The organism is Streptomyces sp. NPDC005648, assembly GCF_040605395.1.
Classification (GTDB): domain Bacteria; phylum Actinomycetota; class Actinomycetes; order Streptomycetales; family Streptomycetaceae; genus Streptomyces.
The window spans coordinates 14102-29337 of sequence record NZ_JBEXCS010000114.1 but is presented as its reverse complement, the minus strand read 5'-3'; the positions used below and the strand labels follow the sequence as shown (position 1 = coordinate 29337).

Here is a 15236-nt window from a genome sequence, read left to right as displayed (position 1 = left end):
GTGAGCGTGCACCGCCGACCGTCGTCGGCGGGGGCGTTTCATGTCCTTCGTCAGTTCATGGCGGACCCGGGTAGAAACCGGTCTCGGCGTTGGCGTACGCGGTGTTGCGGTGGAGGGCGATCACACCCGTGTCGAGGTTGCCGCCGCGAGCGGAAAACCCGAAACTTTCGCTCCCATGACACCTCGCACCGTCCAACAGAATCCCTCACACTTCTACAGGACCGCCCAGCACCGCCAGCACTGTTCCCCCAGGAGCCCCGCCCGTGAGTCACCCCCCGTACACCGGCTATCTCTTCGCCTACTTCACGGGCGAGGGCACGGCCGACGGCGAACAGATCCGCTACGCCCTCAGCCGCGGCGACGACCCCCTGCACTGGCGCGAGCTCAACGGCGGCCGGCCCGTTCTGACCTCCACGATCGGCGAGCGGGGCCTGCGGGACCCGTTCCTGATCCGCTCCCCCGAGGGCGACCGGTTCTTCCTGCTCGCCACCGATCTGCGCATGTACCGCGGCAGCAGCGGCAGTTGGGAGGACGTGCAGCGGCACGGGAGCCGGTCGATCATGGTCTGGGAGTCGGCCGACCTGGTCCACTGGACCGACCCGCGGCTGGTCGAGATCGCACCGGCCGACGCGGGCAACGCCTGGGCCCCGGAGGCCTGTCACGACCCCGAGCTCGGCGCGTACGTCGTCTTCTGGGCGTCGAGGCTGCGCGGATCGACGTACAACACCATGCTGTACGCCACCACGGAGGACTTCCGCACCTTCAGCGAGCCGCAGGTGTGGAACGACCCGGGGTACTCCGTCATCGACTCGACGGTCGTGCGCCACGAGGGCACGTACTACCGCTTCACCAAGGACGAGCGGGACCCGGACTCCGGCTCGCCGCACGCCAAGTTCATCACCGCCGAGAAGTCGACGAGCCTGACCTCGACCGCGTACACGTTCCTCGCGGAGGGCATCGGCGGCGGCACGACGGAACACGGCGAGGGTCCGATCGTGTTCAGGTCCAACACCGGTGACAAGTGGTACCTGTTCATCGACGAGTACGGCGGCCGCGGCTACGTCCCCTTCGAGACCACCGACCTCGACTCGGGCCGGTGGGTCCCCTGCGCGAACCACCAGCTGCCGCCGAGTCCGCGGCACGGCACGGTGCTTCCGGTGACGCGGGAGGAGTACGACCGGCTGCTGGCCGCGTACCCCGAGACCCCCGCCTCGGTCGTGGACGTGACGGTCGCCGGACAGCGGGGGTACGCCATCGTCACGGAGACCGCCTCGAAGGTCGTCCTGCCGATGGAGCCGGACGCCCGACTCGCCTCCCTGGCACCGGAGTTCACCGTGGCCGAGGGCGCCACCCTCAGTCCCGCGTCCGGCACGCCCCTCGACTTCCGTGAGCCGCGGACGTACACCGTGACGGCCGCCACGGGCGCCTCCCCGGCTTCCGGCACCGGGGGAGGCACGAGCCGCACCTGGACCGTCGAGGCCGTGCCCACCGGCAGTCCCACGCTCCCCGGGCTGCACGCCGACCCGGACATGCGCTTCCTGGACGGCGAGTTCTGGGTCTACCCCACCTCCGACGGCTTCCCCGGCTGGGGCGGCACGTCCTTCAGGGCGTACTCCTCCAAGGACCTGGTCCACTGGAGGGACCACGGAGTCGTCCTCGACCTCGCCGCAGACGTGAGCTGGGCCGACAGATACGCCTGGGCTCCGGCGATCGCCGAGCGGAACGGCAGGTACTACCTCTACTTCTGCGCCGAGCAGCAGATCGGGGTGGCGGTGGCCGACTCCCCCGCCGGGCCCTTCAAGGACGCGCTGGGCCGGCCGCTGATCGCGAAGGACGCCTACGACGGCCAGATGATCGACCCCGCCGTCTTCACCGACGACGACGGGACGTCGTATCTCTACTGGGGCAACATGCGCGGATACGTGGTGCCGCTCGGCGAGGACATGGTGTCCTTCGACGCGAGCGCGGTACGGGACATCACCCCGACGAACTTCCGCGAGGCGTTCTTCGTGGTGAAGCGGCGTGGCACGTACTACCTGATGTGGTCCGAGGACGACACCCGCAGCGAGGACTACCACGTCGCCCACGCGACGGGACCGTCCCCGCTCGGCCCGTGGACCGAGCGGGGGACGATCCTGTCGAAGCGTCCCGAGTACGGAATCCTCGGCACCGGCCACCACTCGGTGGTGAACGTGCCGGGAACCGACCAGTGGTATGTCACATACCACCGCTTCGCCCTGAACGGGCCCGGAAGGCCCGGCGGCGACGGTATGCACCGGGAGACCACCGTCGACCGACTGTGGTTCGCCGCGGACGGTACCCTTCAGCCGGTCGTACCGACCCTGGAGTCGATCAGGCCGATCGAACCGGTCGGGCCGATCGAACCGGTCAGGCCCGTCGAACCGGTCGGGCCGGTCGAGGACTGATCAGCTGACGAAGTATGTCGGGTTCGGGAGCTTGAACGTCTTGTCGGCGTAGCCGCCGTCCAGGTCCGAGTACTGGTCGCCGAGGTCGGCGACGATGTCGTACCCGAGGTCGTCCTCGATGTGCTCGCGGGTGCCGGACTTGTACTGCACGGTCGTGCAGGTCCAGGTGCCCGGGGTGGCACAGGCGCTCAGGTAGGCGGGCGGGTTGGCCTTGTCCTTGAGGAACATGTGGGCGGCGTCGAGGTTCACATCGGCGCCGATCTTCTTCAGGTTGGCGACCGCGGCGGTGCGCTGCGCCTCGCTGAGGCCCGAGTTGTAGAAGACCTCGACGCCCTTGGACTCGGCGTACTGGACCAGCTCGGCGCTGCCGAACACGCCGGGACGGTCGGCCCTGTTCACGTAGTCGGCCCAAGTGGTGCCGTTGTACGTGTAGTTGTAGCGCTTCTCGTAGTCGAGGCTGAGCAGCAGCGTGTCGTCGATGTCGAAGACGATCGCGGGCTTCTCACCCCGGTGGTGGGCCTTGCGGGCCGCCTTGTCGATCTGCTTCCTGACGGCGGCGTCGACACGCGCCAGATCCTGGGCGTACGGGCTGTCCGGGGACGCCTGGTAGACACCGTTGGCGTCCGCCGTGGTGCCGTAGTACGTGTCGATGTCCTTCACCAGGAGACCGATGTTGTACGGCTCGTGGGTGGAGTTGGCCGTGGACTGTCCGGCCGTGGCCGCGCCGGCGCCGTAGAGGGCACCGCCGGCGAGGGCACACGCTGCGGCGATCGCCGCGATACGCAGTGGCTTATGCATGACAAGAATTTCTACGCGCGTCACACCCTCGGGCGCGAGACCCGTTGCCCGATCGATATCTCTTCGGCGGGCAAAAAACGGGTCAAGCGCCCTGGATGGAGTGGTTCCGCTTCCTGGGCGGGGGCGGCTGAGCGGGGTCAGTTCATGGTCGCCCCGATGGTCGTGCTACCGGTGGTGAGGAAGGTCGTGACGGGCAGGGAGCCGTCTGACTGGCGGGCGTTGTACGCCGTCGTCGCGTCCGTCGACTTGAAGGCGGGGGTGCCGATACCGCTGTCCCAGTTGTTTCCGGCCGAGGTGACCGAGGAGCCCTTGCTGACCGAGCCGCCGCCGTCGCTCACCGCGAGGTTCTTGCCGAGCTTCGCCGAGCTGGTGGCGAAGTAGTAGCCCCACTTGGAGTTGGCGTAGGCGGTGGTGCGGTTGATGACGATCGAGCCGGTGTTGGAGTTCTCTGTGAAACCGTTTCCCGCGTTACCCCAGGCGGCCGAGTTGTTGACGACATGGGCGACCGTCACACCGTTGCCGCCCAGCTTGAAGCCGTTTCCATTGCCCTCGAAGGCGGAGTCGCCCCAGCGGTTGACGCCGTTGCCGAACGACCAGGTGTGCTCGATGGTGACCGGGGAGGAGAACGACCACAGGTCGATGCCGTCGTCCGAGTTGTTGTACAGGCGGGCGCCGGTGACCAGGTTGCCGGTGCCCGAGCCGAACTTGATGGCGACCCCGTCGGCGTTCTGGCCGTGCCCCGAGGGGTCGTAGTTGCCGTACGAGTCCAGGTTCCTGACCGTGTTGTTCACGGTCCCGTCCCCGGTGAGCGTGAAGCCCGAGTCGCCGCCGTTGATGGTCTTGACGTTGTTCCAGTTGGTCCCGGTGCAGGACTGGCAGACGACCGCGCTGTCCGGGGAGTTCTGGAAGGTGATGTCGGAGACGTTCCAGTAGTCGGCGGTCAGCTTGAAGATCCACGACCCGGAAGGCAGCGAGGACCCGTCGATCTTCACGGTCTCCGAGCCGTACGCGGTGAGCGTGATCGGCGACGAGGAGGTGCCGTTGGCCGTCGACTGCAGGGTGGCCGTCGGGTAGTAGGTGCCGCCGCGGACCTGGATGACCGTGCCGGCGGTGGCGTTCTTGATGGCGTTGGAGAGGTCGGTCGAGTTGCTGACGACCACGGTGGCGGCCTGCGCCTGGGTGGGGAGGACGGCGAGTCCGGCACCGAGCGCGAGAGCGGCGGTGAGGGTGAGAGCGGTACGACGAGACATGGAGTGCGGTCCTTTCGTCGTTCTGTCGGGGGACGGGGGCCGGCGTCTCAGGGACGCCAGTCGCCGAGGTAGGCCGCCGGGGTGTGCGACCGGGCCTCGGAGTCGGTGAGCTGGGGCCGGTTCTCGGGGACGGAGATCACGGCGCCCGGACCGGTGTTCCGGTACTCGTGGAAGCGCATGGACTGCCAGGGATAGGCGTCACGCATGTTCGTGTAGGGGGCGACCGGGTCGACGCCTGGCCCGATCCAGGAGTCCCGGACGACCAGGGACGGCCAGGCGGTGGTCTCGTACGACGGCACCCAGGGACGCGCCAGTTTGTACGCCCCGTCCTCGGCGCCGGAGGTGATCCGGGAGCGGACGGCGAGGATGCCGTGCGGGTTGGCGCGGGCGGTGGAGGGCGCGAAGACCATGCCCTTCGGGGTGAAGCCGACGTCCCGGGCCAGTGTGCGGAAGTGGCAGCGGTCGAACACCGCCGTGGCCCGGCCGAAGACGAAGTCGACATCGCCCTCGATGTGGCAGCGCCGGAAGCACTGCCGGTCGAAGGCGTCCAGCGCGGTCGTGTCGACGAACAGGGTGTCCTGGTGGGCCAGCAGCCGGACGTTCTCGAAGAGCGTGCGGTCGCCGTAGGTGTACGCGGCGACCGCCTGGGTGCCGGTGATGTCGGGGTGGTCGGCGCGCAGCCAGTCGTTGGCGATCGTCAGGTCGCACACGGTCAGTCCGGGGGCCGCCGAGGTGAAGGTGGCGGAGCCCGCGGTGCCGTAGGTGGTCCCGTCCGGCTTCCTGGTGCCGTTGGCGTGGTCGAAGACGATGACGGCGGCGCGCGGGTCGCGGACGGCGCCGCGCATGGTCAACTCGGCCGCCCGCGCGGGCACGTCGACGACCTCGCGATACGTCCCCGGGTGCACCACGATCGTCCAGCCGGGTCCGTCCACCCGGTCGACGGCCGCCTGGACCGATTCCCCGGGACGGACGTGCAGCACGCGGCGTCCGGCGGCGAGGGCGGGTCCGGCGGCGGTGAGCAGGCCGCCGGTGATGCCCGCCAGGAGGGTACGTCGGCGCATGTCAGCAGCCCTCCTTCCAGGGCGTCCAGTCGCCCAGGTAGGTCTCCCCGGTCGCTGACTCGGCTTCCTCGGCGGTGAGTTGGGGCCGGTTCGAGGGGACGCTGATCACGGCGCCCGGACCGGTGTTCCGGTACTCGGCGAACCGCTGGTTCTGCCAGGGGTAGGTCTCCGACATGTTGGTGTAGGGCGCGACCGCGTCGATGCCGGGGCCCAGGTGGGTGTCCCGGACGGTGAGCATCGGGCGGGCGGTGGTGTCGGAGCCGGGCACCCAGGGGCGGGCCAACTTGTAGGAGTCGTCCGGGGCTTCACTGCTCACCCGGCTGCGGGTCACCAGGTAGCCGCGCGGATTGGCGACGGCGGTGGAGGGCGCGAAGACGAAGCCGTAGGGGGCGGCGGCCAGGTCCGTGCGGTTCAGGGTGCGGAAGTGGCACCGGTCGTAGACGGCGGTGGCCCGGCCGAAGACGAAGTCGACGTCGCCCTCGACATGGCAGTGCGCGTAGTAGTGGCGGGCGAAGGCGCCGAGCGCCATGGAGTCGGAGTAGAGGGTGTCCTGGTGGCCGAGGAAACGGCAGTGGGTGAACGCGCTGCGGTCGCCCTGCACCTTGATGGCCACCGCCTGGGTCCCCGCGATGTCGGGGTGGTCGGCGCGCAGCCAGTCGTTGGCGAAGGTGATCCAGCGGGCGGTGAACCCGTTTCCCTGCACGGTGGTGGTGGCGGATCCGGTGGTGCCGTAGGTGCCGCCGCCGGGCTTGGGGGTGCCGGCCGCGTTGTCGTACACGATCACCACGTCACGCGGGTTCTCGGAGGCGCCGATCCAGGTCGCCTCCGTCCGGGTGGCGTCGAGGGCGACCGTCTCCCGGTAGACGCCGGGGGCGAGGACCAGCGTCCAGCCGGTGCCGCTCGTGGCGGTCACCGCGGCCTGGACGGTGGTGAAGTCGCCACGGCCGCCCCGGTCGACGTAGAGCGTCTTCGGGGTCAGGGGGGCGGACGGTGATCCGAATCGTCCGAAGGGAGGACGGGGGCGGCCGGCGGCCCGCGCGGGGACGGCGGCGAGGCCGAGCGCGGCGGCGGCGCCGGTGCTCGCCACGAGGAAACCCCGTCTGGACAGGGGTGGTCGGACATGGGGCGAGGGCATGCGGGTGCTCCTTCGCGGTGGGGCTCGGGGAGAGGGGGCCGGGGTGCCGAACGCACCCCGGCCCGGGGTGTCGGCGTGGGTGGCCGACGTCGGCACGGGTGGCCGGTGTCGCGCGGGTGGCCGGTGTCAGCGCAGGTGGCCGGCGCCCGCGCAGTGGTCGACGATCCCGGGGACCGCCTCGGCCGGGTCGACCTTGGTGCGCAGGGTCGGTGTCCAGCCGGCGCCCGACCGGAGGATCTCGCCCGGCACCTGGGCGTTGTGGACGGCGATCAGGTCGGTGAGCTCACCGTTGACGTAGTTGTCGTCGGCGGTGAGCGGGGAGTCCTTCCACTTCTTCAGGATCAGACCGGCCCCGGTGCCGTCGGGCAGCGTGAACGCGTTGTGCTCGGCGACGAGTTGGGACTCCATGCCGATGCCGTAGCTGTAGCCGTATCCCTGTCCGGCGACGAAGTGGTTGTTGTAGGAGTCCACTTGGCCGAACCGCACCCGGGGCGCCCGCTCCACCAGGTTGGAGAACAGGTTGTGGTGGAAGGTGACCTTCAGATGGCCCCGGTCCACGGCGGCCGTGGAGGCGCTGTCGCTGTTGCCGATGAGGATCGTCTTGTCGTGGTCCTCGAAGACGTTCCAGGAGGCGGTGACGTAGTCGGCGCCCTTGACGATGTCGAGCTCGCCGTCGTGCTGCTCGAAGATCCGCCCGTAGTAGAAGGGCAGCGAACTGTCCGGGTGGTCGCCGTCGGTGAAGGTGTCGTGGTCCATCCACACATGCGTGGACCCGTAGACCACCGCGGTGTCGTACTCGGAGTTCCAGTTGCCGTCGGCGGTGTCGGTCGGGTCCCACTGCGGGAAGCAGTCGAGCGGGCTCTCGAAGCTCAGATTGCGGACGATGACGTTGTCGACGCCCTTGATCTGGAGGCTGGCGCCCTTGAAGCCGGCGTCCCCGCCGATGCCGACGATGGTGGTGTTGGCCGGGATCTGGGCCTCGATAGAGGCGGTCTGGTTCGCCTCGGAGGCGCGGCGCAGCCCCTCCGGGCTGTCGTCGGGCTCCGCGTCCAGGTTCTTGTCGCGCCCCCAGACGGCGGGGTCGTACGTCTTCAGATAGGTGCCGAAGTCGTACCCGGGCGCCTCGAAGGAGGCACAGCTCGGCCCGTCCGCGTCGATGGTCCCCTTGACGCGGATGATCTTCGGCGCGCTGCCTCCGGCGGCCAGGGCGGCCTTGAACCCGCCCCAGTCGGTGACGGTGTAGACGTGCGCGGCGTCGGCGGCGGCACCTCCGGTGGTCCCGGTGCCGTACGACCCCCAGCCGTCACCGGCCCCCAGGGTCTGCCGCCCGGTGTCCCGCGTCTGCCCGTGGGCGGAGGCGACCCCGGTGACGCCCAGCACCAGAGCGGTGCACCCCACGACGGATATTATGGCGCGTCCATGACATTTCTGTGTACGCACTGTACGGCTCCTCAGCTAGCGGTCGGCCAGGTGATCCAGGAGGGGGGAATGTCCTCGTGCAGCCGGATGACGTCGTGCCGGGCCAGCACCCGGGTGCGCAGCGACTCCTGCGCCACGAGCCGGGCCACGGCGATGGCCCCCGGCGGGTTGAAGTGCGTGTTGTCCTGCTCGGTGGCGGTCCAGTTGAAGTACGTCTTGGTCGCCTCGACCCCGAGCTGTTGCCACAGCGCGAGCGACAGCGCCTCGATGTCGAGCAGCGCCACCCGCTCCTCCTGGGCGAGCGCACGCATCGCGGCCGGATACTCGCCGTGCGTCGGCACGGCGTTGCCCTGGGCGTCGAACCGCCGCCGCTCGACGGGGGTGGCGAGCACGGGACGGGCCCCGTGCGCCCGCGCGCCCTCGATGTACAGCCGTAGACAGTCCTGGTACGTCGACCAGGGCTCGGTGTACCGGGTGGGGTCGTCGCTCTTCTCGTCGTTGTGCGCGAACTGGATGAGCAGCAGATCATGCGGCCGAATCGTCGCGAGAATGGCGTCGAGGCGCCCCTCGTCGACAAAGCTCTTGGAACTCCGGCCGTTCACTGCCTGGTTGGAGACGGCCAGCTCCTTGCGGAGAAAGAAGGGGAGGACCATACCCCATCCGGTCTCGGGAGCGGCATCGGCGTATTTCTGGGCGGCGGTCGAATCGCCGGCGATGTAGAGCGTGCGGGAACATTGAGCGGCTTGAGCCGTGCCGTCGAGGGCGCGAGCGAAGGGAGCGGCGGCGAGTACGGCTCCGGTGAATTGCCTGCGGTTCAATGACAACGACGTTCACCTTTCTGACCCTGGGGCGCGGGGAACCGCGCGACCGGCCACAACCGGCCGGCAGCCCCCCACGAAAACCCGACGACCCACCCTCAGTGGTTCTTCTTCCAGTCCGCCTGTGCCTTGTTCAACTGGTCCGCGAGCGTGTCCAGGAATTCCTTCGCGGTCATCTTCCCGAGCAGCACTTTCTGGAAGTTCGGCTCGTTGTCCGCCTTGGAGATCGTGTTCCAGTCAGGCAGGTAGTACGGCAACTGCACGATCTTGGTGTCGGCCCCGTTGAGCGCGGCGGCGGCCAGCTTCGTGGGCTCGGCCTGCTGGATCCACGCGTCCTGCGCGGCCTCCGTGTTCGCCGGAATCTGGCCCGCGGACTGGTTGAACTTCGAGTTCTCCTCGTGCGAGAGGGCGAACTCGACGAACTTCCAGGCGGCCGACTTGTTCTTGCTGGACTTGAAGACACTCAACCCGTCGACGGGGTTGGATATCTGCACCCGGGTCCCGTCCTCCTGCGTGGGGTTCGGCAGCCCCCGGAACTTGTCCGCGCCCAGCGCCTTCAGATGGTCCTGGTAGGACCCGAGGTTGTGGGAGAGCATTCCGATCGTGCCGCTGTCCCACTGGGCGACCATCTTGGTGAAGTCGTTGTTGACGTCGGCGGACGGGGTGTCCTTCTTGTACAGCGCGACGTACTTCTCCAGCGCGGCGACGTTCTTCGGGTCGTTCACCGTCGTCTTGTCGCCGTTCCAGAACGAGGTGATCCCGCTCTGGCTGAAGGAGGCGTCGAGGGCCGGCGCGATGGACCCTTCCCCGCCCCGAATGGTGAACCCGAACTGGTTCTTGCTCTTGTTCGTGAGTTTGTCGGCCGCCTCGTAGAATTTCGTCCAAGTGGTCGGCGCGTCGAGCCCGGCCTTCTTGAACAGATCGGTCCGGTACCACAGCGTGCCGTTGTTCGAGGAGGTCGGGATCTGGTACAGCTTGCCGCCGCCGCCCGCCGCCCTGCTGCTGTTCAGCAGGTTCTGGCTCAGCTTGCCGTTCAGCGGGCTCTTCGCCAGCCGGCTGTCCAGCGGCTCGAGCGCTCCCTGGACCGCGACCTCGGCGAGCATCGCGGTGCCCACCCCACCGACGTCGGGCAGTCCGCCGCCCTGGATGGCGGTGTCGTACTTGGACTGGGCGCTCGCGGCCGGAATGCCGACGTAGTTGACCTTGATGTCCGGGTTCTTCTTCTCGAAGTCGGCGATGATCTCCTTCCAGATGTCGGTCCGGACACCGCCGTTGTTGTCCCAGAAGGTGATCTCCCCCTTGCCGGACCCCTCGTTGCCCTTGTCCCCCGCGCTGCCGCTGCCGTCGTCGCCACAGGCGGTGGCGGTCAGCGCGAGGACGGAACCCAGGGCGACGGCGACGGCGGCGCGCCTGCTTCTGCGGATGCTGCTCTTCATTGGTCGGCTCTCTCTTCTGGATCCAACGGAGATATGAAGTTGTGGGGGGTCAGTGACCGATGCGCGGCCGGGGGCTTGGCAAGCGCTTGCTGCGAAGGTGCTGCGTCATTGCGGCTCCCAACAGGCTTGAAAGTGCGGTGAGTTGCAGCGGTCGCCACGGCGCGGTGGCTACGGCGGGTGGCTACGGCGCCGGGTTACAAGGAGTCGATCCTGAAGCGCGTGAAGGTTGCCGCGCCGGCGTGTCCCGGTCCGACGGGCGCGACGGCGAAGAGCCCCAGCAGGGCGCCGACCCAGCGCCAGGGGGTGGCGGCGAACACCAGGCCGGACGGGCGCGGACCGGCACCGCCGGGGGGTCCGGGAGCTGCCGGAGATGCCTGAGATGCCCGAGATGCCGCAGGCGCCTCCCCGGAAAGCACCGTGGAGAAGAACCGGCAGCGCGCCCCCGCCCCGATCTCGATCCGCAGCCGCACGCGTCCGCCCCGCGCGGGCCGTGGCTGCCCGGCGTCCCGTTCCCCCTCGGCGACCGGCTCGGCGAACCGGTGGACCACCCGCACCACCCCGTCGGCGCCCCGCTCCAGCCCGATCCAGCTGAACGCGTCCCCGAGCACCGCGAGCCCGGCCCGAGCCCCCGGCTCCTCGCTGTGCAGGGTGAGGTCCACCTGGATCGCCGACGGTGTGCCGGGCAGCCGCTGGGTGAGCACGTTCGGGAGCCTGCGCAGGTCGTGGGCGTCGGCCGAGCGGACGCAGGCCAGCCTGAGCCCTTCGGCGGAGTGATGGGTCGCCCAGCCGTCCTGCGGGTTGGCGGTCCAGCTCCACTGGCGGCCGAAGCGCCCGCCGGGGAAGTCGTCGTCGGTGGCGGGCGCGGCCGGCGGCTGGGGCGGCAGGTCCGGCAGCTCGTGCACGGCGACGGGCGCGCCGTCGTCCCCCAGGACCGGCCAGCCGTCGGCGCCCCAGCGCATCGTGGGGTTGGTGTACGTCGTCACTGGCTCACCGCCTTGCGGATCAGCGCCGCGGCCTCGCTGCGGCCGAGCCGGCCGTCGGCGACGACGGTCACGACCCGCCGTACGACGGTGTCGCCCGGCTCGATCGGGAGCCGTTCGGTGTGGGCCAACGACGAGCCCACGCCCGGGTATTCGGCGGTGCGCACGAACCACGGGTCGGCGCGGGTCTGTTCCGTGGCGCCCGCGAAGACGAGGGTCCAGGTGGCGCCCGCGAGGGCCAGCCACTCGGCGCGATCGCCGTGCACCTCGGACTCGCCCTCGCGGTCGGGGGTGAAGACGCGCGGGGCGTCCCGCTCCTTGCGGGCGCGCCAGAAGAAGCCGCCGTACGCGGCGCCGGGCCGACCGTTGGTGGCGGGACTACCGATGGAGAGGGGACCGGCCGTCACATTGGTGAGGGAGAAGGTGAAGTCCAACGCCCAGGCGGTGTCGGTGAGTTCGGTGGCGGCCACCGTGCGGCGCTCGCGCAGCAGCTCTCCTCCCGAGGCCACCCAGCGCAGCTCCTCCACGAAGCCGTCGGGGTCCCGCAGCTGGAAGGCGATGTGGCGCTGGGCGCCGTGGTTGTCCAGCTCGGTCGGACCCCGGTCGCGGACATAGGTGCTGCCGCCCCAGAAGTTGTGCCCCTCGACGTCGGGAACGGCGACACCGACGCCGAGGTGGTGGATGTGGTCGGCGGGGCCGAGTTCGGTGACCGCCGTACCGGCCAGGGTGGTGACGGGGTGGAGGTAGGGGCGCGGGGAGAACCTCGGCGGCAGTTCGGGCCGGGTGACATAGCGGCCGACCGGGCGGCCGGCGACGCGCAGGACGGACGAGTCGCTCGTCGTCATCATCTGCTCACCTCTTTCGGCCGGGCCCAGGCGGCGCCGAGCTCGGAGTAGAGGGCGAGGGTGTCGGCCGCGGCGGCCACGAGGGCGTCGATGCCGGCGACGGCCCTGCGGCCCTCGCCGGGGACCGGATGCCAGGCCCCGGCGGGGAGGGGGGCCGGGTCGGGGGCCCGTCGGATCGCCTCGACCACCTTCATGAAAGCGCCCGTCGAGGCGGGAGTGACCAGCAGTTCGGTGCCGTCGGTGACGTGGTCGACCAGGTTCTCCAGCAGGTCGGTACGGCCGTACTCGTACTCCTCGGGGCCGTGGTCGGCCCGCTGGAGCAGGACCCGGTCCTGCTTGTACCAGAAGGTGATCCGCCCCCTGGTCCCGTGGACGAGGACGTACGGTTCGCCGGGTTTCTCGGCGCAGAGGGTCGCGGCGACGGTGACCTGGCGGCCCGGTGCGGTGGAGACGCGGATGCAGGAGGTGTCGTCGGACTCGATGTCGTTGGCGCGCAGCAGCTCCAGCTCGACGTCGGTGACGTCCTCGGCGCGCGGGGAGCCGTTCAGCGCGAGGGCGGTGGCGACGGCGTGGGCGAGCGGGTTGGTCAGCACCCCGTCGAGCACGTCGACGCCGTTCAGGCGCCGTCTGCCGGCCCAGGGGGTGCGGCGGTAGTAGGCCTCCGCCCGCGCCCAGGCCCCGGCGGCGCCGATCCCGACGACCTGGCCGATGGCGCCTTCGGCGATCATCTCGCGGATCGCCGGCACGGCGTGCGAGCCGAGCGACTGGAACCCGATCTGGCAGGCGACCCCGGCCGCCTCGATGCCGTCGGCCATCCGGCGGAACTCGGCGTACGAGGGCGCGGGCGGCTTCTCCAGCAGCAGGTGGACGCCCCTCGCGGCCGCCGTGAGGGCCAGGTCCGTGTGGGTCGGGATCGGCGTGCAGATCACCGCGATCCGCGCGCCGGTCGAGTCGAGGAGGGCGCCGAGGTCGGCGGACTGCTCGGGCGTGCCGAGGCCCTCGGGGATCTCGTCGCGGCCCAGCGGGGTCAGCTCGCAGAGGCCGGCCAGCCGGACGATGCCCTTGTCCTGGAGCCTGCGGATGTTGTCGAGGTGCCAGCGGCCGTGTCCGCGCGCGCCCGCCAGGACGATGTCCGCGCTCATGGGGTCCTCCCGGGGCCGGAGGTACGGGGTGTCGGATGGGCGCTCATCCCTTCACCGCCCCCGCGCTGAAGCCGGTGATCAGCCACTTCTGGATGAAGGCGAAGACGATCACTACGGGCACGGCCGCGATGATGCCGCCCGCGGCGAGCGCGCCGAGGTCGACGCTGTCCGCGCTCATCAGGGTGTTCAGGCCGACCGGGATGGTCTGCTTGCTCTGGTCGCTGAGGAACATCAGGGCGAACAGGAAATGGTTCCAGGCGTGCACGAAGGCGAAGGATCCGACGGCGATCAACCCGGGCCGCAGCAGCGGGAGTACGACGATGCGGAAGGCGGTGAAGCGGTTGCAGCCGTCGACCCAGGCGGCCTCTTCGAGGGAGTACGGCACGTTCCGGATGAAGCCGCTGATCAGGATCATCGACAGCGGCAGCTGGAAAACGGTTTCGGCGATGATGACGCTCACCAGGGAGTTGATCATCCGCAGATTGGCGAAGATCTCGAAGAGCGGGACCAGGAGCAGGGCACCCGGCACGAACTGGGTGCAGAGCAGGGCCAGCATGAAGCCCTTCTTGATCCGGAAGTCGAACCGGGCGAGGGCGTAGCCGCCGGCCAGCGCGACCAGGGTGGTCATCAGCAGGGTCGCGACGCCGACGAGCACGCTGTTCTGGAAGTAGGTGCCGAACGCCCGCTCGTTCCAGACCTTCTCGAAGTGCTCGAAGGTCATCGGCCAGGGCACGAGGGAGGTCGAGCCGGGGCGGCGCAGGGCGAAGAGGAGGATCCAGTAGAAGGGGATCAGGGTGAAGAGGAGGTAGATCGAGAGCGGGAGGTAGATGTGCCGGCGGGGGACCTCGTCCCAGGCGCGGCGCCTCTTGGCCGGCCGGGTGGGCTCGGTGGTCACGCGCTCGGGCGCGGGTGCGATCTCGGTGATCACTTCTCACCTCCGAACTTGCTCAGCCGCAGATAGACCATCGAGAAGAAGAGCAGGATCACGAACGCCACCGTGGTCAGGGCCGACGCGTAGCCGAAGTTGTGGGCGTCCACGCTGGTGTTGGCGATGTACAGGGGAAGGGTGGTCGTCTCGCCGGCCGGTCCACCGCCGGTGAGCGTGTAGAGCAGGTCGACGTTGTTGAACTCCCACACCGCGCGCAGCAGCGTCGACAGGACGATGGCGTCCTTCAGATGGGGCAGGGTGATGTGCCAGAACTGCTTGATGCGGCCGGCCCCGTCGACCTCGGCGGCCTCGTACAGGTCCTTCGAGACGGACTGCAGGTCGGCGAGGATGAGGATCGCGAAGAAGGGGACCCCGCGCCAGAGGTCGGCGACCACGGCCGCCGGGAAGACGGTCGAGGTGTCGGAGAGCCAGCTCGTGCCGTACGAGCCGATGCCGGCGTCCGCGAGGTAACGGGTGATGCCCGTCTGGGAGTTGTAGAGCAGCACCCAGATCGCGGAGGTCAGCACGCCGGAGACGGCCCACGGGGAGAAGACCAGGGCGCGGCCGAGCGCCCGCCCGACGAAGGTCTGGTTGACGATCAGCGCGAGGGCGAGACCGAAGAGCAGCTGCAGCCCGACCTCGACGACGACCCATTTGGCGCTGAAGGTCAGCGTGTCCCAGAACTGGGTGTCCTTGGTGAAGATCTGGACGAAGTTGTCGAAGCCCGCGAAGCCGTTCCGCCATGGCTTGGTGGGGTTGAAGTTCTGCAGGCTGTAGTAGAAGACGCTGATCACCGGGTAGGCGATGAAGCCCAGCATCAGCAGGGCCGCCGGCGCGATCAGCAGGTACGGCAGCCTGCGCGGCGTGGCGGAGGCACGGCGCCGCCGGGGTGGCGCGGGCGGTTTCGCCACGGCTGCGGCTTGGGCCATGACACGGTCTCCGTTCGCTTGCGGTGGGTCGTGTTCGAGTACGGGGGAAGCGCTTTCTTCGAGTGCGTG

At 69.6% G+C, this 15236-nt stretch carries 12 protein-coding genes and 1 pseudogene; 1 reads left to right on the top strand and 12 read right to left on the bottom strand.

All coding sequences use genetic code 11. From position 1 onward, the window contains the following. Nucleotides 1–200: 200 nt before the first annotated feature. Nucleotides 201–2426, top strand: a complete 2226-nt coding sequence (locus ABZT17_RS39835; protein ID WP_356356752.1) for a family 43 glycosylhydrolase — start codon at nt 201–203, stop codon at nt 2424–2426. Here the strand turns inward: ABZT17_RS39835 and ABZT17_RS39830 are convergent, their stop codons facing one another. The 12 genes and pseudogenes from ABZT17_RS39830 to ABZT17_RS39775 form a co-directional block, all read right to left on the bottom strand. After that, complete coding sequence (locus tag ABZT17_RS39830) at nt 2427–3224, bottom strand: HAD family acid phosphatase (RefSeq protein WP_356356748.1); 798 nt, start codon at nt 3222–3224, stop codon at nt 2427–2429. It abuts the gene before it with no gap. A 137-nt stretch (nt 3225–3361) separates the two neighbouring features. Continuing rightward, on the bottom strand, nt 3362–4474 hold the full coding sequence (locus tag ABZT17_RS39825; protein WP_356356745.1) for a chondroitinase-B domain-containing protein: 1113 nt from the start codon (nt 4472–4474) through the stop codon (nt 3362–3364). 47 nt (nt 4475–4521) lie between these two features. Continuing rightward, nucleotides 4522–5535, bottom strand: coding sequence for a pectinesterase family protein (locus ABZT17_RS39820; RefSeq protein WP_356356743.1), 1014 nt, complete (start codon nt 5533–5535; stop codon nt 4522–4524). Between the two features lies 1 nt (nt 5536). After that, nucleotides 5537–6670, bottom strand: coding sequence for a pectinesterase family protein (locus tag ABZT17_RS39815; protein ID WP_356356741.1), 1134 nt, complete (start codon nt 6668–6670; stop codon nt 5537–5539). A 126-nt stretch (nt 6671–6796) separates the two neighbouring features. After that, a complete protein-coding gene (locus ABZT17_RS39810; protein ID WP_356356739.1) occupies nt 6797–8068 on the bottom strand; it encodes a pectate lyase in 1272 nt (423 codons plus the stop codon). A gap of 53 nt (nt 8069–8121) precedes the next feature. Next, entirely contained in the window at nt 8122–8913 is a 792-nt protein-coding gene (locus ABZT17_RS39805; protein ID WP_356356737.1) for a rhamnogalacturonan acetylesterase, read from the bottom strand. A gap of 92 nt (nt 8914–9005) precedes the next feature. Continuing rightward, nucleotides 9006–10343 (bottom strand): sugar ABC transporter substrate-binding protein, encoded by a 1338-nt coding sequence (locus tag ABZT17_RS39800; RefSeq protein ID WP_356356735.1) that lies wholly within the window; start codon nt 10341–10343, stop codon nt 9006–9008. Nucleotides 10344–10537: 194 nt separating this feature from the next. Beyond that, nucleotides 10538–11308: pseudogene (locus tag ABZT17_RS39795) on the bottom strand (glycoside hydrolase); the annotation flags it as partial. Between the two features lie 14 nt (nt 11309–11322). Further along, a complete protein-coding gene (locus tag ABZT17_RS39790) occupies nt 11323–12168 on the bottom strand; it encodes a PmoA family protein (protein ID WP_356356750.1) in 846 nt (281 codons plus the stop codon). Further along, entirely contained in the window at nt 12168–13310 is a 1143-nt protein-coding gene (locus tag ABZT17_RS39785; protein ID WP_356356733.1) for a Gfo/Idh/MocA family oxidoreductase, read from the bottom strand. Before ABZT17_RS39785 ends, ABZT17_RS39790 begins: the two co-directional genes overlap by 1 nt. Before the next feature lie 43 nt (nt 13311–13353). After that, a complete protein-coding gene (locus tag ABZT17_RS39780) occupies nt 13354–14238 on the bottom strand; it encodes a carbohydrate ABC transporter permease (protein WP_356356731.1) in 885 nt (294 codons plus the stop codon). After that, nucleotides 14235–15167: a sugar ABC transporter permease gene (locus ABZT17_RS39775; RefSeq protein WP_356356729.1), complete on the bottom strand. Its 933-nt coding sequence runs from the start codon at nt 15165–15167 to the stop codon at nt 14235–14237. Before ABZT17_RS39775 ends, ABZT17_RS39780 begins: the two co-directional genes overlap by 4 nt. Nucleotides 15168–15236 lie beyond the last annotated feature (69 nt).

What these genes read in the sequence shown, in the direction of transcription:
- ABZT17_RS39830 (WP_356356748.1), bottom strand. Translation starts at nt 3,224, where the DNA reads ATGCATAAGCCACTGCGTATCGCGGCGATCGCCGCAGCGTGTGCCCTC.
- ABZT17_RS39825 (WP_356356745.1), bottom strand. Translation starts at nt 4,474, where the DNA reads ATGTCTCGTCGTACCGCTCTCACCCTCACCGCCGCTCTCGCGCTCGGT.
- ABZT17_RS39820 (WP_356356743.1), bottom strand. Translation starts at nt 5,535, where the DNA reads ATGCGCCGACGTACCCTCCTGGCGGGCATCACCGGCGGCCTGCTCACC.
- ABZT17_RS39815 (WP_356356741.1), bottom strand. Translation starts at nt 6,670, where the DNA reads ATGCCCTCGCCCCATGTCCGACCACCCCTGTCCAGACGGGGTTTCCTC.
- ABZT17_RS39800 (WP_356356735.1), bottom strand. Translation starts at nt 10,343, where the DNA reads ATGAAGAGCAGCATCCGCAGAAGCAGGCGCGCCGCCGTCGCCGTCGCC.
- ABZT17_RS39790 (WP_356356750.1), bottom strand. Translation starts at nt 12,168, where the DNA reads ATGACGACGAGCGACTCGTCCGTCCTGCGCGTCGCCGGCCGCCCGGTC.
- ABZT17_RS39785 (WP_356356733.1), bottom strand. Translation starts at nt 13,310, where the DNA reads ATGAGCGCGGACATCGTCCTGGCGGGCGCGCGCGGACACGGCCGCTGG.
- ABZT17_RS39775 (WP_356356729.1), bottom strand. Translation starts at nt 15,167, where the DNA reads ATGGCCCAAGCCGCAGCCGTGGCGAAACCGCCCGCGCCACCCCGGCGG.